The 25,026-nt window shown below is 68.8% G+C and carries 24 protein-coding genes and 1 tRNA gene; 15 read left to right on the top strand and 10 right to left on the bottom strand.

Going from position 1 to position 25,026, the window contains the following annotated elements:
• Positions 1-91 precede the first annotated feature (91 nt).
• Positions 92-835, bottom strand: coding sequence for an SDR family NAD(P)-dependent oxidoreductase (locus ACZ1DY_RS13475; protein WP_465485651.1), 744 nt, complete (start codon positions 833-835; stop codon positions 92-94).
• 100 nt (positions 836-935) lie between these two features.
• On the opposite strand from ACZ1DY_RS13475, the gene ACZ1DY_RS13470 reads away from it, so the two are divergent.
• Positions 936-1,562 (top strand): TetR/AcrR family transcriptional regulator, encoded by a 627-nt coding sequence (locus tag ACZ1DY_RS13470; RefSeq protein ID WP_257488143.1) that lies wholly within the window; start codon positions 936-938, stop codon positions 1,560-1,562.
• 87 nt (positions 1,563-1,649) lie between these two features.
• Positions 1,650-3,164: an MDR family MFS transporter gene (locus tag ACZ1DY_RS13465; RefSeq protein WP_126729961.1), complete on the top strand. Its 1,515-nt coding sequence runs from the start codon at positions 1,650-1,652 to the stop codon at positions 3,162-3,164.
• 97 nt (positions 3,165-3,261) lie between these two features.
• On the opposite strand, the gene ACZ1DY_RS13460 is transcribed toward ACZ1DY_RS13465, so the two are convergent.
• Complete coding sequence (locus ACZ1DY_RS13460; RefSeq protein WP_126729318.1) at positions 3,262-3,513, bottom strand: WhiB family transcriptional regulator; 252 nt, start codon at positions 3,511-3,513, stop codon at positions 3,262-3,264.
• A gap of 179 nt (positions 3,514-3,692) precedes the next feature.
• Here ACZ1DY_RS13460 and shbA point away from each other — a divergent pair, with 179 nt between their 5' ends.
• A complete protein-coding gene (gene shbA, locus ACZ1DY_RS13455) occupies positions 3,693-4,868 on the top strand; it encodes an RNA polymerase sigma factor ShbA (protein ID WP_371878895.1) in 1,176 nt (391 codons plus the stop codon).
• Between the two features lie 3 nt (positions 4,869-4,871).
• On the opposite strand, the gene ACZ1DY_RS13450 is transcribed toward shbA, so the two are convergent.
• Complete coding sequence (locus tag ACZ1DY_RS13450) at positions 4,872-6,245, bottom strand: MFS transporter (RefSeq protein WP_465484576.1); 1,374 nt, start codon at positions 6,243-6,245, stop codon at positions 4,872-4,874.
• A 58-nt stretch (positions 6,246-6,303) separates the two neighbouring features.
• Between ACZ1DY_RS13450 and ACZ1DY_RS13445 the strand changes: the two genes are divergently transcribed.
• A complete protein-coding gene (locus ACZ1DY_RS13445) occupies positions 6,304-6,696 on the top strand; it encodes a MerR family transcriptional regulator (RefSeq protein ID WP_257488146.1) in 393 nt (130 codons plus the stop codon).
• Positions 6,697-6,703: 7 nt separating this feature from the next.
• On the opposite strand, the gene ACZ1DY_RS13440 is transcribed toward ACZ1DY_RS13445, so the two are convergent.
• Positions 6,704-7,273, bottom strand: a complete 570-nt coding sequence (locus ACZ1DY_RS13440) for a hypothetical protein (RefSeq protein ID WP_126729323.1) — start codon at positions 7,271-7,273, stop codon at positions 6,704-6,706.
• A 155-nt stretch (positions 7,274-7,428) separates the two neighbouring features.
• Here ACZ1DY_RS13440 and ACZ1DY_RS13435 point away from each other — a divergent pair.
• From ACZ1DY_RS13435 to ACZ1DY_RS13425, 3 genes are all read left to right on the top strand, one after another.
• Positions 7,429-7,491: transfer RNA gene (locus ACZ1DY_RS13435), tRNA-OTHER, on the top strand.
• Between the two features lie 260 nt (positions 7,492-7,751).
• A complete protein-coding gene (locus tag ACZ1DY_RS13430; protein WP_465484575.1) occupies positions 7,752-9,371 on the top strand; it encodes a TROVE domain-containing protein in 1,620 nt (539 codons plus the stop codon).
• Between the two features lie 194 nt (positions 9,372-9,565).
• Positions 9,566-10,453: a peptidylprolyl isomerase gene (locus ACZ1DY_RS13425; RefSeq protein ID WP_465484574.1), complete on the top strand. Its 888-nt coding sequence runs from the start codon at positions 9,566-9,568 to the stop codon at positions 10,451-10,453.
• Positions 10,454-10,755: 302 nt separating this feature from the next.
• Here the strand turns inward: ACZ1DY_RS13425 and ACZ1DY_RS13420 are convergent, their stop codons facing one another.
• Complete coding sequence (locus ACZ1DY_RS13420; protein WP_465484573.1) at positions 10,756-11,247, bottom strand: hypothetical protein; 492 nt, start codon at positions 11,245-11,247, stop codon at positions 10,756-10,758.
• A gap of 479 nt (positions 11,248-11,726) precedes the next feature.
• Between ACZ1DY_RS13420 and ACZ1DY_RS13415 the strand changes: the two genes are divergently transcribed.
• Together ACZ1DY_RS13415 and ACZ1DY_RS13410 are read left to right on the top strand one after the other, a co-directional pair.
• Positions 11,727-12,158 carry a DUF6892 domain-containing protein gene (locus ACZ1DY_RS13415; RefSeq protein ID WP_465484572.1) on the top strand — a complete coding sequence of 144 codons (432 nt, stop codon included), beginning with the start codon at positions 11,727-11,729 and terminating at the stop codon, positions 12,156-12,158.
• Between the two features lie 175 nt (positions 12,159-12,333).
• Positions 12,334-12,738 (top strand): hypothetical protein, encoded by a 405-nt coding sequence (locus ACZ1DY_RS13410; RefSeq protein ID WP_257488155.1) that lies wholly within the window; start codon positions 12,334-12,336, stop codon positions 12,736-12,738.
• A 118-nt stretch (positions 12,739-12,856) separates the two neighbouring features.
• Here the strand turns inward: ACZ1DY_RS13410 and ACZ1DY_RS13405 are convergent, their stop codons facing one another.
• The 3 genes from ACZ1DY_RS13405 to ACZ1DY_RS13395 form a co-directional block, all read right to left on the bottom strand.
• On the bottom strand, positions 12,857-13,741 hold the full coding sequence (locus ACZ1DY_RS13405; protein WP_465484571.1) for a CU044_5270 family protein: 885 nt from the start codon (positions 13,739-13,741) through the stop codon (positions 12,857-12,859).
• A complete protein-coding gene (locus ACZ1DY_RS13400) occupies positions 13,734-14,306 on the bottom strand; it encodes an RNA polymerase sigma factor (RefSeq protein WP_465484570.1) in 573 nt (190 codons plus the stop codon). The genes ACZ1DY_RS13405 and ACZ1DY_RS13400 overlap by 8 nt, the downstream gene beginning before the upstream one ends.
• A gap of 246 nt (positions 14,307-14,552) precedes the next feature.
• Entirely contained in the window at positions 14,553-14,924 is a 372-nt protein-coding gene (locus tag ACZ1DY_RS13395; RefSeq protein ID WP_257488158.1) for a hypothetical protein, read from the bottom strand.
• Positions 14,925-15,521: 597 nt separating this feature from the next.
• Between ACZ1DY_RS13395 and ACZ1DY_RS13390 the strand changes: the two genes are divergently transcribed.
• From ACZ1DY_RS13390 to ACZ1DY_RS13370, 5 genes are read left to right on the top strand one after another with little or no spacing between them, the layout of a single operon-like run.
• Complete coding sequence (locus ACZ1DY_RS13390) at positions 15,522-16,283, top strand: thioesterase II family protein (protein WP_257488159.1); 762 nt, start codon at positions 15,522-15,524, stop codon at positions 16,281-16,283.
• Positions 16,276-18,027 carry an amino acid adenylation domain-containing protein gene (locus ACZ1DY_RS13385; RefSeq protein ID WP_465484569.1) on the top strand — a complete coding sequence of 584 codons (1,752 nt, stop codon included), beginning with the start codon at positions 16,276-16,278 and terminating at the stop codon, positions 18,025-18,027. Before ACZ1DY_RS13390 ends, ACZ1DY_RS13385 begins: the two co-directional genes overlap by 8 nt.
• Positions 18,027-19,391 (top strand): tryptophan 7-halogenase, encoded by a 1,365-nt coding sequence (locus ACZ1DY_RS13380; protein WP_465484568.1) that lies wholly within the window; start codon positions 18,027-18,029, stop codon positions 19,389-19,391. Before ACZ1DY_RS13385 ends, ACZ1DY_RS13380 begins: the two co-directional genes overlap by 1 nt.
• On the top strand, positions 19,384-20,553 hold the full coding sequence (locus ACZ1DY_RS13375; protein ID WP_465484567.1) for a cation:proton antiporter: 1,170 nt from the start codon (positions 19,384-19,386) through the stop codon (positions 20,551-20,553). The genes ACZ1DY_RS13380 and ACZ1DY_RS13375 overlap by 8 nt, the downstream gene beginning before the upstream one ends.
• Complete coding sequence (locus ACZ1DY_RS13370; RefSeq protein ID WP_465484566.1) at positions 20,546-21,943, top strand: tryptophanase; 1,398 nt, start codon at positions 20,546-20,548, stop codon at positions 21,941-21,943. Before ACZ1DY_RS13375 ends, ACZ1DY_RS13370 begins: the two co-directional genes overlap by 8 nt.
• A gap of 217 nt (positions 21,944-22,160) precedes the next feature.
• On the opposite strand, the gene ACZ1DY_RS13365 is transcribed toward ACZ1DY_RS13370, so the two are convergent.
• Both ACZ1DY_RS13365 and ACZ1DY_RS13360 read right to left on the bottom strand, forming a co-directional pair.
• Positions 22,161-23,474 carry an NAD(P)/FAD-dependent oxidoreductase gene (locus ACZ1DY_RS13365; RefSeq protein WP_465484565.1) on the bottom strand — a complete coding sequence of 438 codons (1,314 nt, stop codon included), beginning with the start codon at positions 23,472-23,474 and terminating at the stop codon, positions 22,161-22,163.
• A gap of 52 nt (positions 23,475-23,526) precedes the next feature.
• The gene (locus ACZ1DY_RS13360; RefSeq protein WP_465484564.1) at positions 23,527-24,222 is read right to left on the bottom strand and encodes a transporter; all 696 of its coding nucleotides are present in this window, start codon (positions 24,220-24,222) and stop codon (positions 23,527-23,529) included.
• 194 nt (positions 24,223-24,416) lie between these two features.
• On the opposite strand from ACZ1DY_RS13360, the gene ACZ1DY_RS13355 reads away from it, so the two are divergent.
• Positions 24,417-25,025, top strand: coding sequence for a TetR/AcrR family transcriptional regulator (locus tag ACZ1DY_RS13355; protein ID WP_465484563.1), 609 nt, complete (start codon positions 24,417-24,419; stop codon positions 25,023-25,025).
• The last annotated feature ends 1 nt before the right edge of the window (position 25,026 follow it).

The raw sequence follows: 25,026 nt of genomic DNA, 5'->3' as shown, positions 1-25,026 counted from the left end.
CCGGGTCTTAAAGCCCGTTCGGACCAGCCGGAGTGATCAAGCAGACAGCCGGCCGCGACACTGAGTACCGGACCGACCGCGCAGCGCTCCCCTACCGGGGCATCCGGCGCCAGATCGCGCGCGGCACCACGCGCATCACGGAAAACACCAGCCTCAGAAGTCCCGGCACCCACACGGTTCCCCGCCGTTTCCGCAGCGCGGCGACCGTCGCGTCGGCGACCTGATCCGGAGTACTCGAGAACGGGGCGGGCGACATTCCCTCGGTCATCCGCCCGATCACGAATCCGGGCCGGACGAGCAGGAGGTGCACGCCGGTGCCGTGCAGGGCGTCGGCCAGGCCGCTCGCGAAACCGTCGAGGCCGGCTTTCGCCGATCCGTAGACGTAGTTCGCCCGCCGGACCCGCACCCCGGCGACCGACGAGAAGACCACCAGGCTTCCGTTTCCTTGCTCACGAAGCACATTCGCCACATGCGTCAGCACACTCACATGAGCCACATAGTCCGTGTGGACGATCGCGACGGCGTGCGCGGCGTCCGCTTCGGCGCGTGCCTGGTCACCGAGGATCCCGAAAGCGGTGACGACGACGTCGAGCGGCCCGTGGTCCGAGACGACATTCTCCAGGAACGGGCCGTGCCCGGCGAGGTCGTCGGCGTCGAACTCGACGGCTTCGACCGCTTCCGCCCCCGCGGCCAGCAGTCGCCGGGACTCCGCGCCGAGGTCCGCGCTCCGTCGCGCGGCCAGCACGATCCGGCGCGCCCCGCCCTTGGCGAGCCGTTCCGCGACCGCGAGGCCGATCTCGCTGCGTCCGCCCAGTACCAGCACCGTTCCGCTCACCCGCCGCAGTCTGCCAGGCGGCCCGGCGCCGTTCGCCAGTGGCACGTTTCACAGACTGCAATTTTGCAGTATCTGCATCTTTGGGCGTATCGTGGTGCTCATGCCCGAACCCGTCAAAGGTCTCCGCGAGCGCAAACGGCTGGAAACCCACCGCGCGCTGGCGACCACCGCCGTCCGGCTCGTCGCCGAACGCGGTCTGGACCACGTGACGGTCGAGGACATCAGCGCGGCGGCGGGGGTTTCACCGCGCACCTTCTTCAACTACTTCGCCTCCAAAGAGGACGCCGTCGTCATCGCGCACGCCGACACGGCCGAGCGGACGCAGCGCACCATCGACAGGTTCCTTGCCACGCCGAAGGAAGTCAGCACTCCACGCGCTTTCGTCGACGCGTTGAAGGAAGACTTCGCCCAGGTCGACGAGAACCGCGAAGAGTGGCTCGGCCGGATGAAGGCCATTCAGGAGAACGCCACCCTGCATTCGCGCGCGGTGGCCATGAACCACGACACCATCGCGCCGCTGATCGAGGCGATCGCGCGCCGCACCGGTGTGGATCCCAAAGCCGAGCTGTACCCGGCGCTGCTGCTGTCCACGCTCGGCGGCGCGGTGAACGCCGTGCTCATGCTCTGGTACCAGCGCGACGGGCGGGTGTCCGCGCTCGACCTGCTGGACGACGCCGTCGAAACACTTCTCGCCGGGTTCCCGGAGCCCGGCGGCCGCGCGCGCTGACGCGCCCGGCACCACAGAACACGAAGGGGGACGCCCATGTCCGTATCCACGACCGAACCACGTGAACCGGAGGCCCCGGCGGGCTCGATGGACCGCAGACAGGTCCTCGAAGCGATGTCGGGGCTGATGATGGGCATGTTCGTCGCCATCCTCGCCTCGACCGTGGTCGCGAACGCGCTGCCGCGGATCGTCTCCGAACTCGGCGGCTCCCAGGCCTCCTACACCTGGGTGGTCACCACCGAACTGCTCGCGATGACCGCGACGGTTCCGCTCTGGGGCAAGCTTTCCGACCTGTACAACAAGAAACTCCTGATCCAGCTCTCGCTCGGCCTGTTCGTGGTCGGCTCGCTGGTCGCCGGGTTCGCGGGCAACATCGAGCTCCTGATCGGCAGCCGGGTCGCGCAGGGCGTCGGCGCGGGCGGGCTCACCGCGCTCGCGCAGGTGATCATGGCCGCCATCGTCTCCCCGCGGGAGCTCGGGAAGTACTCGGGCATCTTCGGTGCCGTGTTCGCCGTCGGGACCATCGCCGGCCCGCTGATCGGCGGCGTCATGGTGGACACCTCGTGGCTCGGCTGGCGCTGGTGCTTCTTCCTCGGTGTCCCGTTCGCGGTCGCGGCGATCCTGCTGCTGCAGCGCACCTTGAACCTGCCGACGATCAAACGTGACGTGAAGGTCGACTACCTCGGCGCGTTCCTGATCATGGCCGGTGTCTCGACGCTGCTGGTCTGGTCGTCGCTGGCCGGGCACCAGTTCGCCTGGGGCTCCTGGTGGACGGTCGGCCTGGTGAGCGCCGGCGTGGTCATCCTCGCTCTCGCCGTCTACGTCGAGTCGAAGGTGGCCGAGCCGATCCTGCCGCTGGGCCTGTTCCGCAACCACACGGTCGCCCTGACCACCCTGGCGAGTTTCCTGGTCGGTGTCGCCATGTTCGGCGGCACGGTGTTCCTGTCGCAGTACTTCCAGCTCTCGCTCGGCAAGTCTCCGACGGTGGCCGGGCTGCTGAGCCTGCCGATGATCTTCGGCATCCTCGTGTCCTCCACGGTCTCCGGCCAGCTGATCAGCCGCACCGGCAAGTGGAAGAGCCACCTGCTGCTCGGCGCCGCGCTGATGACCGCGGGCCTCGGCCTGCTGGGCACCATCGACGCGAAGACGAACCTCGTCGTCCTCGGCGCGTACATGGTGCTGCTGGGCGTGGGTGTCGGCATGCTGATGCAGAACCTGGTCCTGGTGTCCCAGAACGACGTCGACGCGCACGACCTCGGCACGGCGACCTCCACGCTGTCGTTCTTCCGCAGCCTCGGCGGTTCCATCGGGGTGAGCGCGCTCGGCGCGGTGCTCGCGAACCGGGTCCTCGCGCTGATGAGCGAGAAGCTCGGGCCGCTGCCCGGCGGCGGCGAAGGCGGCGCGGTGCCGAACATCGCCACGCTGCCCGAACCCGTCGCGAACGTCGTCCGCGAGGCCTACGGGGAGGCGACCAGCGAGCTGTTCCTGATCAGCGCGCCGATCGCGCTGCTGGTCGTCGTCGCCGTCGCGTTCCTCAAGCACAAGCCGCTCAAGACCCAGTCGGGCAACGAGCGGCTGGCCGAGGAGACCGCCGCCGCCTGACCGTCGTGACAGAGGGGCCCGGTTCACGGAACCGGGCCCCTCTTTTTTCGCGCGCACGAAGAACACGACGGAAATTCGGCAACACGATCGAATGCTTTCAGGCGGCACTGCCGACGCGAATCACGTGGCGTCGCTCGCTACCGGTCAGCCCGCCGAAAACTCCATGGGCCAACCCGTTTTCCACGGCGTAGGCCAGGCAGGCCGAAGTGACCGGGCACCGGGCGCAGACGGCCTTCGCCCTGGCAGCCTGCCGGGCGCCGGGGCCGGTTTCGGTGACCGGGAAGAACAGTTCGGGATCCTCACCGCGGCAAGCGGCCTCGCTCAGGTCACCCGCCATCCTCATTTCCATTTTCCTATCACCTCCTTTTTCTCGATTTTCCCTTCCCCGTCAAACGACTTCCGGGTATCCGGCCTCGTACGCCACGCAAACATCACCTTGACCGAATCGTTACACTCAGCGGCCCGCTCACTGCACCTGTCCTTGTGAGGGCATTCGCGTCAGGCGGCGGAGAGCGGTGAGTGCGGGTGATGGGCCACGACGGGTTCGACGAGTTCTTCCACGCCGAATTTCCGCTGCTCACCGGCTTTCTGTGCAAGGCGGGCTTCGCGCTGGATCCGGCGCGGGACGCCGCCGCGGAGGCGATGCTGAACGCCTACGAGGGCTGGCCGGGCATCACGCAGCCGAAGGCGTGGGTCCGCCGAGTCGGGCATCGGCGGGCGAAGGAACAGACGGCGACCAGGGCCGATTGGGTCTTCGACGACACCGGCCGGGAGGACAAGCTCAGCGCCCTCGCCGACGAGGCGTCGGCCGTCCTGACGATGCTGGGCAGACTGCCGAAACGCCAGCAACTCGGCATGGCGTGGGCACTGGACGGGTACTCGTCGCGGGAGATCGCCGGGGTGCTCGGCATCGCGGACGACGCGGTCGGCGCGACCCTCCGCCACGCGCGCGACCGTCTGGCGGAGCACGACCCCGCCTTCGTCGACAACCTGGACAGCGCCAACAGCGCCTTCATCGACGCGCTGAGGACGGGACTGGACGTCGACGACACCCTGTCCCGGATCAAGAACCGCGCGATGATCAGGGAACTCGCGCTGGTGGCACCCGGCGCCCCGGCGGAGTCGGAACCCGAACAGGTGACGCCGTCGCGCTGGTACACCCTCGACGAACCCGTCGCGGCCGCCGGACGAGGTGACCGGCGAGCCCTGAACCAGCTGCTGACCACCATCCGCCCGCTGGTGATCCGGTACTGCCGGGCGCGGATCGGCAGGCAGGAACGGACCTACGCCTCGGCGGACGACGTCGCGCAGGAGGTCTGCGTGGCGATCCTCCGCGCGCTGCCGACCTACCGTGAACGAGGACGGCCGTTCCTCGCGTTCGTCTACGGCATCGCCCACCACAAGGTCGCCGACGCCCGCCGCGCCGCCGCCCGCAACCGCACCGAACCCGTCGCCGAAGTCCCCGACGGGATCTCGGAATCCGCCGGCCCCGAACAACAAGCGCTGCACAACGAACTGAGCGACCGCATGGGCGAACTGCTGCGGATCCTGCCGGACAAACAGCGGGAGATCGTCGTGTTGCGGATCGTCGTCGGCCTGTCCGCCGAGGAGACCGCCGGTGTGGTCGGCTCGACGGCGGGGGCCGTGCGGGTGGCGCAGCACCGGGCTTTGACGCGATTGCGGAAAATCCTCACGGATACCTGATCGTCAGGCGTCCGGTCGCCTGCCCGCGAGCACGGCCAGCCCGCACAGCACCACCACACCGATCGCCGCGACCACGGCGAGTCCGGTGGTGAAACCGTGCCCGCGCTGGACGAAGGTGCCGACGCTGCCGAGGACGGCGACCCCGAGTGCCAGCCCGAACTCCACGCTGGTCTCCGACAACGCCGACGCCGCCCCCGCCCGGCCCGGTGGTGCCGCGCCGATCACGATCTCCGTGCTCAGCGCCATCACCGGCCCCAGGCCGAGGTAGATCAGCACGAGACCGGCGACCAGCGGCGCGATCCCCTCCTCGGCCGGCGTCAAGGCCAGCACACCGAAGCCGAGCGCCGATACGACCAAGGACGACGCGAACAGGCGGTGGACCGGGATCCGGCGAGCCAGCGCCGGAGCCGCGACCGACGTGAAGACCATCGCGACCGCGGAAGGCACCAGCCACATCCCGGCCGCGATCGGAGACAGATCGGCTTCCTGCTGGAGGTAGAGCGCGGCGAACAGGTAGATCCCGGCGACGCAGGCGAGCGCGGCGAGAAGGACCAGCAGCGCGTTCCGGAACGGGCGCGCCGCGAACAACCGGAGGTCGATCAAAGGCACGCTCAACCGCCGCTGCCGCCGCAGGAACACGATTCCGGCGCCGCCGCCGAGCAGCAGCGCGGCCCCGCCCGCCGCCACCGACCCGCCTTCCGCGAGATGCTTGATGCCGTAGACGATCGGCAGCACGGTCGCCAGGGACAGGCCCACGCTCGCGAGGTCCAGCTTGCCGGGCTCGGGGTCGCGGTGCTCCGGAAGCAGGAACGGACCGGCGATCAGCAGCAGGAGCATCACCGGGACGGCGAGCAGGAACACCGAACCCCACCAGAACCACTCGAGCAGCAGCCCGCCCGCCACCGGGCCGAGCGCCACTCCGCCGGACAGGCCCGCGGACCACAGTCCGATCGCGACACCGCGCTGACGAGGATCACCGAACATGTTCCCGATCAGGGCGAGGGTGGACGGCATGAGGGTGGCACCGGCGATGCCGAGCAACCCGCGGGCGACGATCAGCAGTTCGGCCGACGGCGCGTAGGCCGCCAGTACCGAAACGACCAGGAAGGCCGCCGCGCCGATCAGCAGCAGCCGTCGCCTGCCGATGCGGTCGCCCAGCGTGCCCATGGTGACGAGGAAACCGGCCACCAGGAAGCCGTAGGCGTCGGAGATCCACAGCAGCTGGCCCGGGCTCGGGGCCAGCTCGGCGGAGAGACTGGGAAGCGCCAGGTAGAGCACCGTGGCGTCCATGGACAGCAACGCGGTCGGCAGGACGAGCACGGCGAGGCCGAGCCATTCCCGTGGCCCCGCGGAGATTTCGAGTTGTCGGTCGGACATGCCTCGACGCTAAAGTCTCACATAAATGTGAGAGTCAAGGGCGAGTCGCGGAGGGGCCGTGCGCATCAGCGAACTGGAACGCAGGACCGGTGTCAGCCAGCGTCTTCTGCGCTATTACGAGGAACAAGGGCTGCTGCGGCCCGAACGTCTCCCGAGCGGCTATCGCGTGTACGCCGAAGCCGACGTCACCACCGTGGAGCACATCCGCAACCTCCTCGCCGCGGGGCTGTCCACCACCACGATCGCCGATCTGCTGCCCTGTATGGGTTCCGACGGCGGCAGGCTCATCGCCGACTGCCCGGAGCTGCTGCTGGACCTGCATCGGGAACGCGCCAGGCTCAGTTCCGCGATCGCCGAACTGACCACCGCCCGCCGCACCCTCGACCAGGTGATCGCCACCGCGCCGCCCGCCGTCGAGCACGAGGCCGCCCGGCTGGGCGGCCTCGGCTAGGACGGGCTCACGGGCGGCAGCGTTCCGCGGTCGCCGCCGCCGTCTTCAGCTCGGGAGCCCCCAGGATGGCCGCGACCGGGTCGAGCGCGCCGTGCGTGTCCTTCTGGGCGGCCATGAGCCCGTCGACCGCCCGGCCTTGCGCGGCGGTGTCGTCCTTCCCCGCCGCGTCCAGGTCCGCCTTCGCTTTCACGGTCTTGTCGCGCGCCGAGGTGTACTTCGCGAGGAAGTCCCGCTTCGCCGTGTCTCCGGCGGGAACCGGCGCGGCGGGCAGCGCGCTGAGACCGTCGACCGTCTTGGCCAGGATCCCCGCGTAGTGCCCGAGTTGCGCGCTGGTGCTCTTCTTGATCGCCTCGACGGTTTCCCCGCTCGCCGACGGCATCGTGTTGTTGCCCTCGACGAAATCCTTGACCGCGCCGCAGAAGCCGTTCATCCAGGCCACCGCCGCGGCCGGATCCGCGGCGGACGGCGAAGGCGCCGCCTGCCGGGCGGCCGGTGCCGGATCCGGCGAGCAACCGGCCAGCACCGCCGCGGCCAGGACGATCCCCGCGGCGACCGATGTCTTGTGGGCAGCACACATGTCCGTTCCCCTCTCCCCCGGCTGCTGTTCCCGCCGGTGCGAGGACGGTGACACGGCGGCGCGCCCGCCGTCTGCGTCATCTGACGCAGAACGAGAGGACCGGTAATTCCGGCGACGTGGACGCGAGCGCTCTGTTAGCTTGGGCGAGCACTCCCGGTGCGCAGGTAACGGTTACTTCCTCTTTCACAGGAGAGACGCGGGTTCGAATCCCGCCGCGGGCTCCGGCCCGCGTCGACCAGCGGCCCAGGTCACTTTCGTCACCGTCACCGACTATTTCTCGGGAGCCCACAACTTCAGATGTGCCCGGTGCGCAGGCGACGGCTACTTCACCGTATTCCAAGGGTCGCGGGTTCGAGCCCCGCCCGGCAGGCAGCCTGCCGGTAGCTCAATCGGTAGAGCATTGGACAAGCACCGTCACCGACTTTTTCTCGGGCCACATCCGGAGCCGAAGCTCCCCTCGAACGAAACGAGGGTCGAGGTGTCGAAGTTCAACACCGCGGGCGCACGCCCGGCGACAAGCTCACCGATCGCCGGTGAGCGGAGCCCCGGCGGCGTCACCCACGAAGGCGGGGACGGCTACCGGCGGGACACCAGGTCCGAGCTGTTCCTGCTCGCCGTCACCAACATGGTCGGCGAGAACACCTTCTACGAGACGGGCGACGAGCGCGACACGCGTTACGCCGCCCTCGTCCGGACGGCCGCACTCGCCGATCCCGAGTGGACGGCGCGGTTCCTGCGCTGGCTCCGCACGGAAGCGAACCTGCGTACCGCCGCGATCGTCGGCGCCGCCGAATACGTCCGCGCCCGGCTCACCGCCGCGACGGACGACCGGTCGTACGCCGCCACCACCGCGAACCGCGCCGTCGTCGACTCCGTGCTCCAGCGCGCCGACGAGCCCGGCGAGCTCCTCGCGTACTGGACCTCGATGTACGGCAGGAAGATCCCGAAGCCGGTCAAGCGTGGCGTCGCCGACGCGGCCGTCCGGCTCTTCCACGAAAAGTCGTTCCTCAAGTGGGATTCCGACGCGCGCGCCTTCCGGTTCGCCGACGTCCTCGGCCTGGCCCACCCGGACCCGGAGGACGCGGCGCAGGACGCCCTGTTCAAGCACATCGTCGACGTCCGGTTCAACCCCGGCCGGAAGATCCCCGCCGAATTGCCGGTCCTCGGCGCCCGCGCGGAGCTCATGGCGTGGGACGAGGAGAAGCGACGCGACCTGTTCCGCGGCCCCGAACTCGACACCGCGCGGTCGGTTCTCCGGCAGGCGGGTATGACGTGGGAGTCGCTGGCAGGCTGGCTCCAGGGCCCCATGGACGCGCGGGCGTGGGAAGCCGTGATCCCGGCCATGGGCTACATGGCACTCCTGCGGAACCTCCGGAACTTCGACCAGGCGGGCGTGTCCGACGAGGTCGCCGAGCGGGTCGCGGCGCGCCTGGCCGATCCGGAGCAGGTGGCGAAGTCACGGCAGTTCCCGATGAGGTTCCTCTCCGCGTATCGGGCGGCGCCGTCGCTTCGCTGGTCGTACGCGCTGGAAAAGGCGATCTCCGAGTCGCTGTCGAACGTGCCCCGCCTCCCCGGGCGGACGCTGATCCTCGTCGACACCTCGGGGTCGATGAACGCCGGGTTCAGCAAGGACGGCACGCTGATGCGCTGGGACGCGGCCGCGATCTTCGGGATCGCGCTCGGGGCCCGCTGCGAGACGGCGGATGTCGTGTCGTTCTCGAACGGCTACTACGGCGGCACCGGTTCGAAGGACTTCGAAGTCCGCGGTGGCGAGTCGCTGCTGCGTGCGCTCGACCGGTGGAAGAACGGCGGCTACTTCATCGGCGCCGGCACCGACACGGTCGGCGCTGTCCAGCGGCACCTGCGTCCGGAGCACGACCGGCTCGTGATCCTGACCGACGAGCAGCACTCGGCGGGCAACGTCGACGAGGCGGTGCCGAGGGACACGGCGCTGTACACGTGGAACCTCGCGGGCTACCAGCACGGCCATTCGACGTCCGGCCACGGGAACCGGCACACCTTCGGCGGCCTGACCGACCAGGCCTTCCGGATGATTCCGCTCCTCGAAGCGGGCCGGAGCGCCGACTGGCCGTTCTGACCGCTGGGCGGGACCGTCCTCATCGGACGGTCCTGCTCGGTGGCCGCCCTTGTGCGCTCAGGCGTTTCGGGAGCTCGCCGCGTGAACCGTTTCGGCAGTGCCTGGTGTGATGACCTCAACCTGCCACCACGCCACTCCGGCGGTCACGACACGGAAGACTGTCCATGAACGCCCACGCAGACGACAGGAGCACGATGTCCCAGCCGCACCAACCGGGCTACCCCACGGGGCAAGGCAGCCCCGCGCCTACTCCCGGCTGGCAGCAGGCCCATCCGCAGCAACTGCCCTACCAGCCGGCGCCACGGCCCAGGACGGCTCTGTGGATCGGGCTCGGGGCACTCGGACTCGTCCTGGCGGTCACCGCGGTGACGTTCACCGGATTCGTCACCCCGGGCTTCTTCCTCGCCGGCGACCAGGGAAAAACGACCGGCTCGCCGGAACCGCTCGCCCCTTCGAGCGTTCCCGCGCAACAGACCCCGCAGCAGAAACGACCGACGCCGCTGCCCGACCCGACAACATGCAGCTTTCCCGCTATCGCCGATGAAGCGAGCAAAAAGACGCCCCCACCCCCGCCCGGTTACATTCCGGCGAACGGCACCGTGACGGTCACGATCAAATCGACCGCCGGGGACATCGGACTCTCCCTGGACCGCGCGCTCGCACCGTGCACGGTGGCCAGCTTCCTTTCGCTGGCACAACAAGGTTTCTACGACGGCACATCGTGCCACCGGCTCAGCGTCACGACACTGCGGATGCTCCAATGCGGCGCCCCGGACAGGGCCGGCGTCGGCGGGCCCGGATACATCACCCCGAACGAGACCTTCCCCGAGCTCAAGTACGGCCGAGGGACCCTCGCCATGTTGATGGACGTCGCGCCCGGCACGGGCGGCAGCCAATTCTTCATGATCTTCGAAGACTCGCCGTTGCCGCCGCACTACACGGTCTTCGGACGTGTCTCCGACTCCGGCCTGCGGGTACTGGACACGGTCGCACGCGGAGGCGCCGACAGCACCCAAGGACCGGGCGACGGGACAGGGCCGCCGACCATCCCGGTGACGTTCCAGTCGGTCACCGTGAGCTGAAGCGAGGAATCACACGTGGATGACCATCCCGACGACACGGCGGCCGACACCGGGAACCCGGCACGATCGACGGAGGCGCTCACGGCCGAGTCAGAGCCGGTGAAGACGCGGGGATCGATGGCACACCGTTGATCGCGGTCCCCTGGTACGCCGATTCTCGTGCGCGACAACGGAAAGCTGGTGCGCCACGAGGATCTGCTTCACGCAGTTCGGAGGCCTGCGCTGTACCTGGCACAGCTTCGCCACGTAGCCCGCCGAGCCGAACGGCCCGGGAGACCGAGCCGATCGGCGGCTGAGGCCGGTTACGGGAAGTACGGGTTGTCGTAACCGTACTCCTTGCAAGAGTCCACCCCCGGCCGGATGTCCGTGCACACCCGCAGCGTGGGACCGTAGATGCCGTTGGTGTCAGATCCCGCGATGCCCTTCCAGGTAATCGTCTTGTTGCAGCCCTCGTTGTTGTCGCGCCGCTTGCCCTGCCACTCGCTCGTCCACCCCTTGTTGATGATGAAGTAGAAGTAGACGGGGTTGCCGTCGCACTTCGCGTCCTTCAACGTGATGTCGGCTTTGAAGCTGCCCCGGCCGGTCCACGTCAGCGTCCCGCTGAAGCTCGCGCCGCCGTCGGGCGACTTCCCCGAGATGGATTTCGACTGGTCCGCCGCCGCGGATCCCGCGCCGACGAACGCCATCGCGAGCACCATGAACGCCGACACAAGACATGCGACAAGCCTCGAACGAACTCTCATGACAATCCCCTCGTGATCTGCCGGCCGGGAGAACGGGCCGCGCTTGATCATCAGATTACCGATGTCGAGTACCGCTTTCTGTCAGGTGAACACCCGACAGCAATGGCGGAGGACGGAAGATGGATGCGCCCGGGCCGGTCGACCCGGCGAGAACGTAACTCCGGATCGCGCCGTCCTGTGCTGGGCGAACCTTATGGACAGCAAGGAAACCTCCTCACTGACGCGGCTGATGTCGTCGGTCGGGCCCTCGGACAGGCACGGCTCCGAGTGCGCGAGCTTGATCCGGTAACGCCCGGAGGGGCAGTGTCACTGGCGAGACGGCCGCTGGCTGTGTGGTGGACAACGCAGGCTGTAGGTCCAGGCCGGGCGCGGCGCTTGTGTGGTGCCGGCGCGGCATCCGGGTCGGTATCGGTGTGGATGCGCTCGGGTCGTAGTGGCGCAGACGAAAGTGCGCAGTGTGCACGATTCGTCCATCAGAACGTGTGTGTCGACTGCCCGGATTGTCGGACCGGTCTGGTAGATCATGGGGCATGTTCCGCGACTTCAACTTCAAGCTGCTGGTCATCGACAAGCTCATGTACCAGGACAAGCTCATCCAGCCTCGTTTCCAGATCGCCGACGTCCTCCACGCCAAGGGCGCCACCGGCGACCTGTGGCAGTACCTGTACGAACAAGACCTGCTGAACACCGTCCTCGAGGAAGCCCGCCAGTACTTCACCGACTTGGAGATCACCCCCGACCAACTGGCCACCGTGGACGAACTGATCACTGACGGCGGCTTGGACATCTACCACCAGTGCTCGCCGTTCTGGGACGGCGAGGACGACCTCTTCGACATCACCTCACTGGACGACCTCGCCCTGCTACCCAACCTCCGCGTGATCCACGACATCGCCGAGACCATCACGGCCGTCCCCGGCGCCGAGGACATTCTCAAGACCCGCGGAATCACCGTGGAATGACCCTTCTGCCCGCGTTACAGGTGAGGGCGTGTGGCGTGGCCGCCGGGTGATTCCCGCACCCTTGTTGATCTTCTTCCTGGCGATCTCGCTACCGGTGGCGCACAGGGGCCGGGTCGCCGTCGCGTGCTGGAATCCGCTTCGTGCGAAAGCTCGATACCACCGGCATACTCTGGTAGTGACCGATCTTCCGGCGGACGTGGAGACGCGCTACCGGCGTCTGGCAGCACAACGGCACTGGCCGCCGGAGACCGTATCCGCGTTCCGGGCAAGCGTCGCCTGGTATCGGGCGTTGGACGAGGGCTCCGAGCTTCGCCAGTACTACGAGTACGTGGATCATGAAGGCCTGGTCGACGAAGGAGCCCGCTGGCTGTGGGAAGCGATCGTGGTCGACCACGAGACAGTGGCCGTCAAGCAGATCGAGCAGGATTCGTCCGGGGCCGTTCACCGCTACTGGTGGCGGAATATCGAGGATGACGCCGGCGGACTCACCGACCAGCCACTCGACCTCGCCGACCCCGGCCTCACGCCTGTTTCCCGGTCTACGTTCTACGCGCTCTGGGACAGCAGCACCGACAAGTGAAGCTTCCGTTCCGGTGCGGTCGATGGCCGAGATCCTGCGCGACACTGTAGGCGGCGACCCATTCGCATGTGGGGCGCGGGAGTGGCCGGGAGTGGGATACACCCCGGCCACCGATCCGCTACTCGGGCAGGGTGTTGGTCCACTCCGCGTCGATCCTTACGCCGGCGGGGTTGGCCACCTTGACCACCGCCCCGTCCCTGGTGACGAAGACCGAAGTGCCGTTCACCCGTCCGGTCTCCGGATCGACGACGAGCCGCTCGCCCGTGGGCAGCAACAGGCCATGCCCGCCCGGCACCGCGCCGAGGTTTTGGACACCTGGCTGGTCGGCGATCAGGCGGAAGGCCGTGGCCCGGACCTCGGGCGTGGCCGGCAGGGTGGACACCAGTGAGATCAACGACTGGAAAGCGGCTTGTTCCCGGTCGCTCGCGGTGAGTTCGCCCGCGCTGGTCCTGGCGTCACTACGCTCGAGGGCGTCTGCGATCCAGGCCTTCAACGCATCCGGGGCCGTCGGCAAGGCACGCAACTGCTCGAGGGTCAGATCGACGGCGACCAGCGAGAACGGGGTGGCCGAACGCTCCTTCAACGGCGCGACCTTGCCTCCCGTTTTCGCTCCCCGCATCCACGACTGACCGTCCGGCTTGATCCAGTACTCGTACCCATTCGAAGCAGCGCCGCCGTCCGCCTCGGCCACCTTCACGTGCCAGTAGCTGCCGGCCCCGTCGGGGGAACGCTCGGCGGCGGTGGCGGCCGCGAGCAGGATCTCCTGCCCACTGACCGTCCGCACCGGCCGACCGTCGACCGGTGCGGCCGGGATGGCCGCGATCGCCACGACGGCAGCGGCGGCCGTCGCGAGTCCGGCTCCCGCGGCCAGCCATCCGGTCCGCCGCCGGGCGGTCCGCCCACCCTGTATCCGGTTCTGGAGCCGGTGGCGGCTGCGGTCGACCACGTCCTGGGACGGCTCGTCCGGTGCCAGCGCGGCGCGCAGCGTCTGCAGGTCATTCATCGAGTACCTCCGGGGTGAGGACGAAGTTGAGCTTCTTTCGTGCACGGTTGAGCCGGGAACCGACCGTGCCGGAGGAGATACCGAGCGCCGCGGCCACTTCCTCGTACCCGAGCTGGCCGAGCGCCACGAGCAGCAGCACGTCCCGTTCCCCGGCGGACAGCCGCGACAACGCGTCCGCGAGCTGAGGAAGCCGCCGCCGGGCGGCCACCGACGCGATCACCCTGCTCTCGTGCCCCTCGACCACCGGTGCGGCGTTCACCCGAGCCAACGCCCGATAGTGGCGAGCCTCCCGGCGGCGGTGCCTGGCCACCAGATTCGTGGCGATGCCGAACAGCCAGACCCGCACTTCACCACGTTCAGGATCGAACGTGCCGCGGCGGTCGAACGCGACGAGGAACGTCTCGGCGGCGATATCCTCCGCGGTCTGCGCGTCCAGCCGCCCGGCCACATACCGGTAGATGGCCGCGAAGTAGCGATCGTGCACTTCGGTGAACAGGCCCGGGTCCTGCGGCAACCGGGCGGCCAGGTCGGCATCGGTCACCTGCTCGCCCGTTCCCGCTGTCATATGCCCACCTCTGACATGTGGGTCCTTCCCGTCGACAGTCAGCTTTCACCACCACTTCGCCGCCGGCCGGTTTCTTCTTCCCACCCGGTTCGGCCTGCTCGATCACCCTCGTCGAACCTGGTGGTCGCCGACATCGACCCCCGGGGACGTGGCATGGCCGTCGTCGGATTTCGCACGTAACAGCGGCACGAGCGGGCGACGGTCCACACGACAGAGCCGATGACGGCGCCCCAGAGCAGCCACTGCTCAGACGGTGTAGTCGGCGGACCTCTCAGTCCTCGGCCTGTGACCGAACTTCGACTCATACGCCTTGATGAGGGCACGGCCGGTGACCTTTTCGCCCGCCGCAAGCCGTGCCAGGTGTGGCACCAGCCACCGGGCCTCGCAGGCGTCGAACTCCTCGGCGTACGTCTCGTCCAACTCGCCATCGAGGATCACCTGCGTGACGGAGCGCTGCCCGCCGACGTTGACGATGTGCGGCCCCATCGAAAAGTTGAGCAGTGTCGTCTTGCCGCGCGGGTGGACGCTGATCGTCACCGGGTGCGGCCAGCCGGTGGCGCCTTCGGGCGAGTGGCCGAGCACCAGGAACTCCAGTTGTCCGCTCGTGTGGTCAGCCATGAGAACTCTTTCCAGGATGGCCCGGACGTGCGTGATCCATGGGCGTCGAGTCTGCCACGTCCGCCTTGCCAAGGGCCTGGGCTGTGGAGTGAAGCCGGCCTTCATCACAGACCGCAACTCGCACGTGATGGCCAAGGCCTGAGGTAGCCCGTGTGAGGGAGCGAACGGGGGACCGCGTCGCCGCTTGCAGGCATTTTGATCTCGCCATCAAACCGTTACCCCGGTCGGGCTAACGGCGTCGTATCTTTCGGACCAACAACTCTGACGGTTGACACCTAACGGAAGAGGCCAGTAAAGGGAGTCTCGTACCTTTCCCGCGGTCGGCGCGGTCGCGGAACCACCTGAAGGTGCGAGCAAGGCGAGATCGGCTCTCGCCAAGGCGCGTCATCGGCGCAAGGCCCGGAGGTTCACCGGGACGGCGCGACATCATGAAAATTTCGCTTGCCGGGCAAGGCGATCGACATCTGACGGTCCGATGTGGACATGGAGGCGCGTGGCGCTTTCCGGTCCTGTCACCGGGGTTGTGCCGCGCCCGCCAGCTTCGTCTTCGACGGCCGAAGTCATTCCGTCGACGGACCGGTCCGGGAGAACGTGGCGATGAATGCTGCCCTCAGAACACTGTCCACACCAGACACAGGTGCCGGATTCGCTCAGCGGTACCTGTGTTTTCCGCCCGCGGGAGGAACGGTTCTCGGCTTGCAAGGGCTCGCTCGCGCGGTGCCCGGGGTCGAGGTGTGGGGGGTGGAGTATCCCGCGCACGGTGAACGTCTCGTGGAGCCTGCCGCCGAGTCCCTCGAGGACATCGCCGAGGAGATCGCGCTGGACGCCCTCGGCCACTTCGAAGCCGAAGGACTTTCGCGGATCACGCTGATCGGGTTCAGTATGGGCGCGTTCGTCGCACTCGAAGTGGCTCAACGCCTTCAGATCCGTGGACGAACGGCACCGGCGGCCTTGATCGTCGTCGGCGTGTGCGCCCCGCAGCTCCGGACACCCGGGAAGTACGTGAAGGCCGCCTGGATCGACGCCGTCGGAGTCCTCGATGGGATCGGTGACCACTCCCCCGAGCTCCGGGAGTACGCGCTGGAGCTGTTCCTCGGCGATCTTCGGTTGACCAGCGCCTACTCCGGCCCCGCGAAGGTGACGCTGTCGTGTCCGATCATCGCGATCCGGGGCGAGGACGACCCGGCGTTCGCGACCGGTGCCGACTCGCTCCGGGCGTGGCGCGTCTGGACATCCGGCTGGTTCACCGATCGTGTCGTGCCAGGGGGCCACCTCGGCGTGCTCGCACCGGGCAAGGAAGCCAACTTCTGGGGCCTGGTCCGGCAGGCCCGATCCGCTGGGGAGCCTGGCGATGAGTGACCCGGCACCGTCCATTGTGAACGGCACGCGACGGCGACTCCCCCGGCTCACCTGGTGCGACCTGTTCGAGTACCAGGCTCGGCGAACTCCGGACGGCACCTGCCTGGTCGCCGGCGAGGTCGCCTGGACGTTCGACGAACTCGACCGCTGGGGCGACCGGCTCGCCCACGCCCTCCGAGACGCCGGCGCGTCACCGGGAACGGTGGTGGCCTGCGCGATGACGAGGTCCGTGCGGGCGGTGCTGGCCGTCCTCGCCACGGCGAAGGCGGGTGCGGTGCATCTGCCGATCGATCCGTCCCTGCCACGCGCACGGGTCGACGCGACCCTCGCCGACGCTCGTCCGTCCGTGGTGTTGACCGATGCCGTGGGTCTCGCGGGCCGGGCGGATCTGCTGCTGTCCGAAGAGGACTGGCAGGGCGAACTCTCCGGGCGAGACGTGCGGCGGTTGCCGCGGACCGGCGAGGGCGCGGCGTACGTCATCTACACCTCCGGTTCGACGGGCCTGCCCAAAGGAGTGGTGGTCGGCCATCGGAGCCTGGTCAACCTGTACGGCGAACTGACGGCACGGTTCTTCCCGGCCGGCCGTGGCCCTCAGCGGGTAGCGCACGGTTTGCCGCTGGTCTTCGACGCGTCGTGGAATCCGCTGTCGTGGATGGCGGGCGGGCACGAACTACATCTGGTCCCCGATTCGGTTCGCGCGGATCCGGGGTCCTATGTGGACTTCGTGCGGGAGCACCGGTTGTCGGTCGTGGAGGCGGTGCCCGCGCAGATGTCGGCGCTGCTCCAGGCCGGGCTGCTCGATGGCCGCATCCGCCCGCGGACGCTGCTGATGGGCGGCGAGGCCATCGGGCAGGAACTCTGGTCACGACTACGTGGAGCAGTGGGCGTCACCGCGGTGAATCTCTACGGTCCGACCGAGTGCACGGTGTTCACCACGTCCTGCGATCTCGGCGAACGCACGACGCCGTCGATCGGGCGGCCCATCGCCAACACGACCGCCCAGGTCGTCGACGACGAGCTGCGGCCGGTGCCGGTCGGGGAACCCGGCGAACTCCTGATCGGCGGCTCCTGCCTCGCGCTGGGCTACTTCGGGCGGCCGGAGCTGACCGCGGACCGGTTCGTCACCGCGGGAGAACGCCGATACCGGACCGGCGACCGGTGCCGTCTCGCGGCCGACGGTCACCTCGAATGGCTGGGCAGGCTGGACGACCAGGTCAAGATCCGGGGCCATCGGGTCGAGCCGGGCGAGGTGGAGCGCGCACTGCTCGCCTCGCCCGGGGTCCGGCAGGCCGCCGTCCGCGCCGAAGGCGCCGAGCCCCGGCTGGTCGCCTACGTCGTGCTCGGCACCGCCACCGTCACCCAGGTGCGGGAACGGTTGCGAGCGACGCTACCGCCATATCTGCTGCCCTCCACCGTGATTCCGCTCGAGGCCATGCCACTCGGGCCGACCGGGAAAATCGACCGGGCCGCCCTCGCCGCGCCCCTCCCGGTACGGCGGACGGTCGTGCTGACCTCCACCCAGAAGCTCGTCGCCGCCGCGTTCCGGGTCCAGCTGGAGATTCCGGCGGTCGACGCGGACAGCGACTTCTTCGACCTCGGCGGGCACAGCCTCTCCGCCGCGGCGCTCGCCGCGCGGCTACGGGCACTGGGTGTGCCGTGTTCGCTGCGGGACGTCCTGCTGCGCCGCACGGTGGCCCGGCTCGCCGAACTCGTTCCCACCACAGAGAAAGGAGTGACGCCGTGATGGACGACTACGACGTGATCGTCGTGGGTGGCGGACCGGGCGGATCCACCGCCGCCGGCCTCACCGCCGCGGAAGGTCACCGGGTGCTGCTGCTGGACAAGGACCACTTCCCGCGCTACCAGATCGGGGAATCCCTGCTGCCCGCCACGATCCACGGGATCTGCGCGATGCTCGGGGTCCGCGACGAGATCGAACGGGCCGGATTCGTCCGCAAACGGGGCGGCACCTTCAAATGGGGCACCGGTGCCGAACCGTGGACGTTCTCCTTCGCCGCTTCCGACCGCATGGCCGGGCCCACGTCGTACGCCTATCAGGTCGAGCGCACCCGGTTCGACGCGCTGCTGCTCGACGGGGCCCGCCGGCTCGGCGCCGAAGTCCGGCAAGGACATCGAGTACTCGGCACCATCCAGGTGGGCGAGCGGATCGGCGGCGTCCGTTACCTCGACGACGCCGGGCACGAACGGCAGGCGACGGCCAGGTTCGTGGTCGACGCGTCGGGCCACGGCAGCAGGCTCCACCACGACGTCGGCGGCATCCGCGAGTACTCGCCGCACTTCCGGAACCTGGCGCTGTTCGGGTACTTCGAGGGCGGCCGCCGGATGCCCGCGCCCGACACCGGGAACATCCTGTGCGTCTCGTTCCCCGGCGGCTGGTTCTGGTACATCCCGCTGTCGGACGTCTTGACCAGCGTGGGGGCCGTCGTCGAACACGAATCGGCGGGCCGCGTCCAGGGCGATCCGGAAGTGGCCTACACGGCGCTGATCGAGGATTGCCCGCTCATCGACGAGTACCTCCGCGACGCGCACCGCGCGACCGAGCCACCCTACGACCGCCTCCGGGTGCGGAAGGACTACTCCTACGACCGGACCGTCCTGTGGTCCCCGGGCATGGTGCTCGTCGGAGACGCCGCCTGCTTCATCGACCCGGTGTTCTCCTCGGGGGTGCACCTGGCCACCTACAGCGCGTTGCTGGCCGCCAGGTCGATCAACAGCACCCTCGCGGGTTTCTCGGACGAGAAGCGATGCTTCGCCGAGTTCGAAGCCCGCTACCGCCGGGAATTCGGGCTGTTCCGGGATTTCCTCATCACCTTCTACCAATTGGACTCCGACGAAGACGGCTACTTCCGGCAGGCGCGACGGCTGACCGGCCACCACGGGACCGCCGACGCGGCTTTCGCCGGTCTCGTCGGTGGAGTGTCCTCACAGGACTTCTCCCGCGCGATGTTCGGCGACGTGCTCGCCGAAGGTGTGCAACTGCAGTTGCGCGGCCTCCTCGGCGAAGCCGCGGGCGACGAACCGCCGATGTTCCCCGGCGGGCTCGTCCCCACCGCGGACGGCAGGCGGTGGCGGGTGCCCGATGCCTGATCTCGCCGTTCTGCTCGCCGCGCTCGCCGTCCTGCTGGCCATGGCCCGCTGCTTCGGCTGGGCGTTCACCCGGGCCGGGCAGCCCGCCGTCCTCGGGGAGATCACCTGCGGGCTCGTCGTCGGCCTCGCCCTGCAGGCCGGCCCGGGCCTCCCCGGTGGCGTCGACACGACGCTGGACGCGCTCGCCCAACTCGGCCTGATCCTGTTCCTGTTCGGGGTCGGCGCCCGCCTCGCGCCGTCGATGACCGCGGCACGGATCACGGCGGCGTTCGTGCCCGCCCTGGGTGCGACCGTCGTCCCGGCCGCCCTCGGTGCGCTGCTGGCTCTTTGGCTGGCCACCCGCCATGCTCCGGCCGGGGCCGTCCCGTTCGTCCTGTTCGCCGCCGCAGCCATGGCGGTGACCGCCTTTCCCGTGCTGGCAAGGATTCTGGCCGAACGGCGGATGCTGGACGACGACCGCGGCCGCTGCGCGCTCACCGCCGCGGCGCTCACCGACGCCACCGCGTGGGCGGCGCTCGCCGTCGTCGCGTCCGTCCACAGTGGAGCAAGGGTCTGGACGCTGCTGGCGGCCTTCCCGTTCCTGCTGGGCCTGCTCCTGCTCGCCCGGCCGTGGTCCGGCCGGGCGATGGATCGCCTGTCCGGGCCGACCGCGGTCGCGACCATGGTCGCCCTCGCCTGCTCCGGGGCCGCGATGACGGACGCCATCGGCCTGCACGCCGCGATCGGCGCGTTCCTGGTCGGCGTGGCCGTCGGACGGCCCGCGTCCCGGCACGACCCCGTCGCGCTGATCACGCCCCTGGCGTCCCTGCTGGTGCCGCTGTACTTCGTCCTCATCGGACGGAAGGTCGACCTCGGTGAGCTCGACACCGCCCTGGTGACCGAAACCCTCGCGATCATCGCGGTCGCCGTCCTCGCCAAAGGCGGTGGCGCGTACCTCGGTGCCCGCCTCGCCGGACAGCCTCCGCATCCGGCCGCGGTGTTCGCGGCCCTGATGAACACCCGCGGCGTGACCGAACTCGTCTTCCTCGGCATCGGGCTCGGCCTCGGCGTCATCGACAGCGCCTTCTACACCGCGATGGTCGCCATGGCCCTCGTCACGACCGCCATGACCGGCCCACTCCTCAACCACCTCGAACGGAACAAGGTGACCCGAGATGCCTGACCACCCAGCCGAACCCTGGCGGATCAAGATGGTCGAACCGATCCGCGCCACCACCCGCGAACACCGCGAACGAGCGCTCCGGGCCGCGGGCTGGAATCCCTGCCTGCTCCGCTCCGAACACGTCTACATCGACCTCTTCACCGACTCCGGCACCAACGCGATGTCCGACCGGCAATGGGCGGCCCTCATGCGCGGCGACGAAGCCTACGCCGGCGCCCGCAGCTTCTACCTCTTCGAACAAGCCGTCCGCACCCACTACGGCTACGAACACGTCATCCCCGTCCACCAAGGCCGCGGTGGCGAGAACATCCTCTCCCGCTGCCTCATCCGCCCGGGCACCCATGTCCCCGGCAACATGTACTTCCCCAGCACCCGCGCCCACCAGGAACTCAACGGCGCCACCTTCCACGACGTCATCATCGACGAAGCACACGACCCAGCCCGCGAACATCCGTTCAAAGGCAACGTCGACCTCGGCAAGCTGCAGGCCGTCATCGCCGAACACGGCGCCGGCATCCCCTACGTCTCACTCGCCGCGACCGTGAACATGGCGGGTGGCCAGCCCATCAGCGTCGCCAACCTCACCGCCGCCTGCGAGCTCGCCCACTCCCATGGCATCCCGGTCTTCCTCGACACCGCCCGCGCCGTGGAAAACGCCTGGTTCGTCAAACAACGCGAGCCCGGCTGGGCACACCGCTCGATCGCGGACATCCTGCTCGCCCTCTGCTCCCCCACCGACGGCGCCGTCATGTCGGCCAAAAAGGACTGCCTCGCCAACATCGGCGGCTGGATCGCGCTTCGCGACCCCGATCTCGCCGAACAAGCGCGCGGTCTCGTCCTGCTCTACGAAGGCCTCCACACCTACGGCGGCATGGCAGGCCGCGACATGGAAGCCATCGCCCAGGGCATCACCGAATCCGTCGACGAAGACCACATCCGCGCCCGCGTCGCCCAGATCGAATACCTCGGCCACCGGCTCCACACCGCGGGCGTCCCGATCGTCCGGCCCATCGGAGGCCACTGCGTCTGCGTCGACGCCACCGCCGTCCTCGGCCACCTCCCCCGCACCGAGCTCCCCGGCCAGACCCTCGCCGCCGCCGTCTACCTCGAAGGCGGCGTCCGTGGCGTCGAACGCGGAACCGTCTCAGCCGGACGCGACCCGGCCACCGGCGAAAACCGTTACCCGCCCCTGGAATTCCTCCGGCTCGCCATCCCCCGCCGCGTCTACACCCAAAGCCACATCGACCACGTCGCCGACACACTCGTCCGCGTCCACAAAGACCGGCACCACATCACCCACGGACTCGCCTTCACCCACGAACCACCCCACCTCCGCTTCTTCCAAGCCCGCTTCGCCCCCACGGCAGGCACGAGCATCCACACCACCTGAACCGACCGCCTCACGTCACGTCAGTTGCCTGTGCCATCGGGGGCAGAGGGGTCTGTGCCTTCGGTGGCTGTCGCCGCCCACGCCTCGTCCATCGGCCCCTGAACCAACGTCGCAGCAGGTTGCGCGACCTGGGGCCGCGGATCTCCACTTCCCTGGGGTCTGACCCTTCGTTCCAAGGTTCAGAAACCGAGGGGCGCTTCCAGGGAATCCGAAGTCTTCAGCGCCGCCGGCTGAAGCGGTCGGAGATCCGGTCGAGTGCCCACGCGGCCTTCAAGGATGGCGCGCTGAGAGCGAACGAGGGCAGGCGCGGCGGCCGGGGTCGCCACACCGCGCGCAGGTCTTCGTGCGGTTCGTCTCCGGCCAGGCGGTCGGCCAGCAGTGTGCCGACGTAGGGCGATTGGGCGAGGCCGTGGCCGTTGCAGCTGACGGCATAGAAGACGTTCTTCGCCACCTCTCCCGCGACCGGGAGGAACGACGTGACCGCGACCCACCCGCCCCACGCCCGTTGCGGCGCGACGTAGCGCAGCGATGGGAAGCGCTCGTGGAAGCCGCGGACGAGGTCTGCCACGACCTCCCGGCTGGGTTCGCGGGCCCCGAGTGCCCTCGGCGCGGCCTCGAGCTGGCGGGTACCGAACAAGAGGGTCCCGCGCTCAGTGCGCCGGTAGTTCTCGAGAATCGTGTGCGCGGTGACGATGCCGGCGCGCGTTGTCCAGCCGATCGCCTCCAGCCGGTCGGGGTCGATCGGTTCCGTTTCGACGACATTGGTCCACACGGGCTGGATTCCGCGTGGGGCGATCGCGAGGTCGCGGGAGCCGGCGTTGGTGGCGAGCACGGCGCGCTCGGCGCGGACGCGGCCGCCGGGAACGCTGAGCACGACCGTCGCGCCTTCGGACTCGACCTTTTGTACAGCAGAACGCTCGAACACCCTGACACCCGACGCCAGAAGCGCGTCACGAAGTCCGGAGGCGAGTTTTCCCGGGTTCAGCAGACCCCCACCGCGCAAGTGGATGCCGCCAAGGAAGGTGTCGGGCATGCCGAAGTCCCGGCCGTCGACGAATTCGACGTCGGCGCCGGCGTCGCCGAGGATGCGCGCCCCCTTCTCCAACCGTCGCAGCTGTCCGGCGGAGACCGCGGCGTTGACGCCGCCGGTGGGTTCGTAGTCGCAGTCGATGCCGAGCCGTGCGATCCATTCCTCGGTGAACTGTGCCGAGGCCTCCGCGTAGTGAATGAGGTTTCGCAGTCGGCGCCGGTACAGGAAGCGCAGCATCTGCGGGTCCCCGGCCAATTCGTTCGACAAATAGCCCGCGTTGCGCGACGCCCCGCCCCAGCCGCAGTATCCGGCTTCGAGCAGGACGACATCGGCGCCGCGCTCGGCCAGCCGAAGTGCCGAGGCCATACCGACCAGGCCACCACCGACGACAGCGACATCACACTGGATTTCCTCTTCGAGCGCCGGCGCGAAATTCGTGGGCCGATCGCACCATCCGGAGAACGCCGAACAGGTCACACCGTCGGACTCCGTCGCCCGCATGGTCACTCCTCTTCTCTTGCCCCGAGACAGGGCTGTCGTTGTTCGATTCGATTCAGGCCCGGGCAACGCTGTGTTCGCCCGCCGCCGGTTCGGCACCGGTCTTCACGTTGTGGTCGTGCAGGGCGCGATAGGCGAGGTAGTACACGAACATCTGGAATCCCCAGGTGGCCAGCGCCGCGCTGTAGAAGAGCGTTCGGTGCGCGTCGTCGCCCGGAATGGGGAAGAAGTCGTACGTGATCGCGATGGCGGCTCCCGCGAGGGTGACCACCCCCGCGCCCACGGCCGTGACCGTGGCGCCGATGCGCCAGAGCCGCCATACGAAGTAGGCGAGGAAGACCGTGGTGACCACGTTGACCACGACGTAGAACGTCGCCGGGCCGACGTGGAGCTGATCGGCGCGGAATTGCTGGAGGTACAGCCCCGCGACGGCGGCGAGCGCGAACACCCCGACGTCGACCGCGACCGAGGGCTTGTAGCGGTGCGTCACGCGCATCAGGCCCATGACGAGAATGAGCGTGATGCCGACTGATCGGGAGAAGGCGTCGAAGAAGTAGGCGACGCTGTACAGCGGGCTGCCCTCGTCTCCGCCCAGAAGTGCCCAGAGAAGAAAGTTCGAGCCCGAGGTGGCGACGATCATCCATTCCAGGCCGAGCAGGTAGTTGTCGTAGCGCCGGATGAACTTCCAGCCGAAGTAGAAGCCGGCGAAGATCATCCAGAGATCGGCCAGCATGAAGAGCAGGTCCTTCATGTCCTTGATTCCTTCGAGTCGCGCCTTCGCCTCTGCGTCGAAGGCGGTGCGTTCGGATAGCGAGCCGACTTGTGATCCGGCTCATAGACTACGCCGGTCTTAGTCATCCGATCAAGTCATTTGCCCAAGTATTCTCGCTGCTAGGCTGGCCGTGACTTAATCAAGCGTCCAACTACGTGCACCGGGAGGACTTCGTGCCACGGATCCCCGCCGCCCAGCGGCGTAGCGACTTCATCAAGGCCGCGGTGGAGGTCATCGCCACCTACGGCATCGAGGGCGCGACGACCCGGCGCATCGCCGAGCAGGCGCAGGCGAATCTGGCGATGCTACACTACTGCTACGACTCCAAAGAGGACCTCTTCGCCGATGTCTACGAGTTCGTGGCCGGCCGGTACCGCGACGCGCTCGAGGGCGACGACTCCCCCGGTGACGTGCGAGAGACGGCTCGACGGCTCCTGCGCGGGGTCATGGAGTGCTACCTCGAGTCGGCCAGCTTCACCGCGGCGACGGTGGAACTCATCAGCTGGGCACGACGCCAGCACGGAGACCGCGGTATCGCGGTGTACGACAAGGCTCTCGAGACGGTGCGCGCCGCACTTCGCGCCGCCGAGCCGGACCATCCGATCGAACCGGAAGTCGTCGACGAGATCGCCTTCGTCCTCGCCACCTTGGCCGACGGCTTCGCCGCGAACTGGTTGACCTACGGGGATCGGGCCGCCGCGCTGGGGCAGATGGAGATCGCCACGTCGGTCCTCGACAGCTGGCTCGCGGCCCGGCTCGGAGCCACCCCCGTCGGGCGATGAC

It is taken from the genome of Amycolatopsis sp. PSD-21 (assembly GCF_055561455.1).
The sequence above is the reverse complement of the archived record's forward strand: the minus strand, read 5'-3'. Positions and strand labels throughout refer to the sequence as shown.

Coding starts and splice junctions, on each gene's coding strand:
- ACZ1DY_RS13470 (WP_257488143.1), top strand. CDS start 936: ATGCCCGAACCCGTCAAAGGTCTCCGCGAGCGCAAACGGCTGGAAACC.
- ACZ1DY_RS13465 (WP_126729961.1), top strand. CDS start 1,650: ATGGACCGCAGACAGGTCCTCGAAGCGATGTCGGGGCTGATGATGGGC.
- ACZ1DY_RS13460 (WP_126729318.1), bottom strand. CDS start 3,513: ATGGAAATGAGGATGGCGGGTGACCTGAGCGAGGCCGCTTGCCGCGGT.
- shbA (WP_371878895.1), top strand. CDS start 3,693: ATGGGCCACGACGGGTTCGACGAGTTCTTCCACGCCGAATTTCCGCTG.
- ACZ1DY_RS13450 (WP_465484576.1), bottom strand. CDS start 6,245: ATGTCCGACCGACAACTCGAAATCTCCGCGGGGCCACGGGAATGGCTC.
- ACZ1DY_RS13440 (WP_126729323.1), bottom strand. CDS start 7,273: ATGTGTGCTGCCCACAAGACATCGGTCGCCGCGGGGATCGTCCTGGCC.
- ACZ1DY_RS13425 (WP_465484574.1), top strand. CDS start 9,566: ATGTCCCAGCCGCACCAACCGGGCTACCCCACGGGGCAAGGCAGCCCC.
- ACZ1DY_RS13420 (WP_465484573.1), bottom strand. CDS start 11,247: ATGATCAAGCGCGGCCCGTTCTCCCGGCCGGCAGATCACGAGGGGATT.
- ACZ1DY_RS13415 (WP_465484572.1), top strand. CDS start 11,727: ATGTTCCGCGACTTCAACTTCAAGCTGCTGGTCATCGACAAGCTCATG.
- ACZ1DY_RS13405 (WP_465484571.1), bottom strand. CDS start 13,741: ATGAATGACCTGCAGACGCTGCGCGCCGCGCTGGCACCGGACGAGCCG.
- ACZ1DY_RS13400 (WP_465484570.1), bottom strand. CDS start 14,306: ATGACAGCGGGAACGGGCGAGCAGGTGACCGATGCCGACCTGGCCGCC.
- ACZ1DY_RS13395 (WP_257488158.1), bottom strand. CDS start 14,924: ATGGCTGACCACACGAGCGGACAACTGGAGTTCCTGGTGCTCGGCCAC.
- ACZ1DY_RS13390 (WP_257488159.1), top strand. CDS start 15,522: ATGAATGCTGCCCTCAGAACACTGTCCACACCAGACACAGGTGCCGGA.
- ACZ1DY_RS13385 (WP_465484569.1), top strand. CDS start 16,276: ATGAGTGACCCGGCACCGTCCATTGTGAACGGCACGCGACGGCGACTC.
- ACZ1DY_RS13380 (WP_465484568.1), top strand. CDS start 18,027: ATGGACGACTACGACGTGATCGTCGTGGGTGGCGGACCGGGCGGATCC.
- ACZ1DY_RS13375 (WP_465484567.1), top strand. CDS start 19,384: ATGCCTGATCTCGCCGTTCTGCTCGCCGCGCTCGCCGTCCTGCTGGCC.
- ACZ1DY_RS13370 (WP_465484566.1), top strand. CDS start 20,546: ATGCCTGACCACCCAGCCGAACCCTGGCGGATCAAGATGGTCGAACCG.
- ACZ1DY_RS13365 (WP_465484565.1), bottom strand. CDS start 23,474: ATGCGGGCGACGGAGTCCGACGGTGTGACCTGTTCGGCGTTCTCCGGA.
- ACZ1DY_RS13360 (WP_465484564.1), bottom strand. CDS start 24,222: ATGAAGGACCTGCTCTTCATGCTGGCCGATCTCTGGATGATCTTCGCC.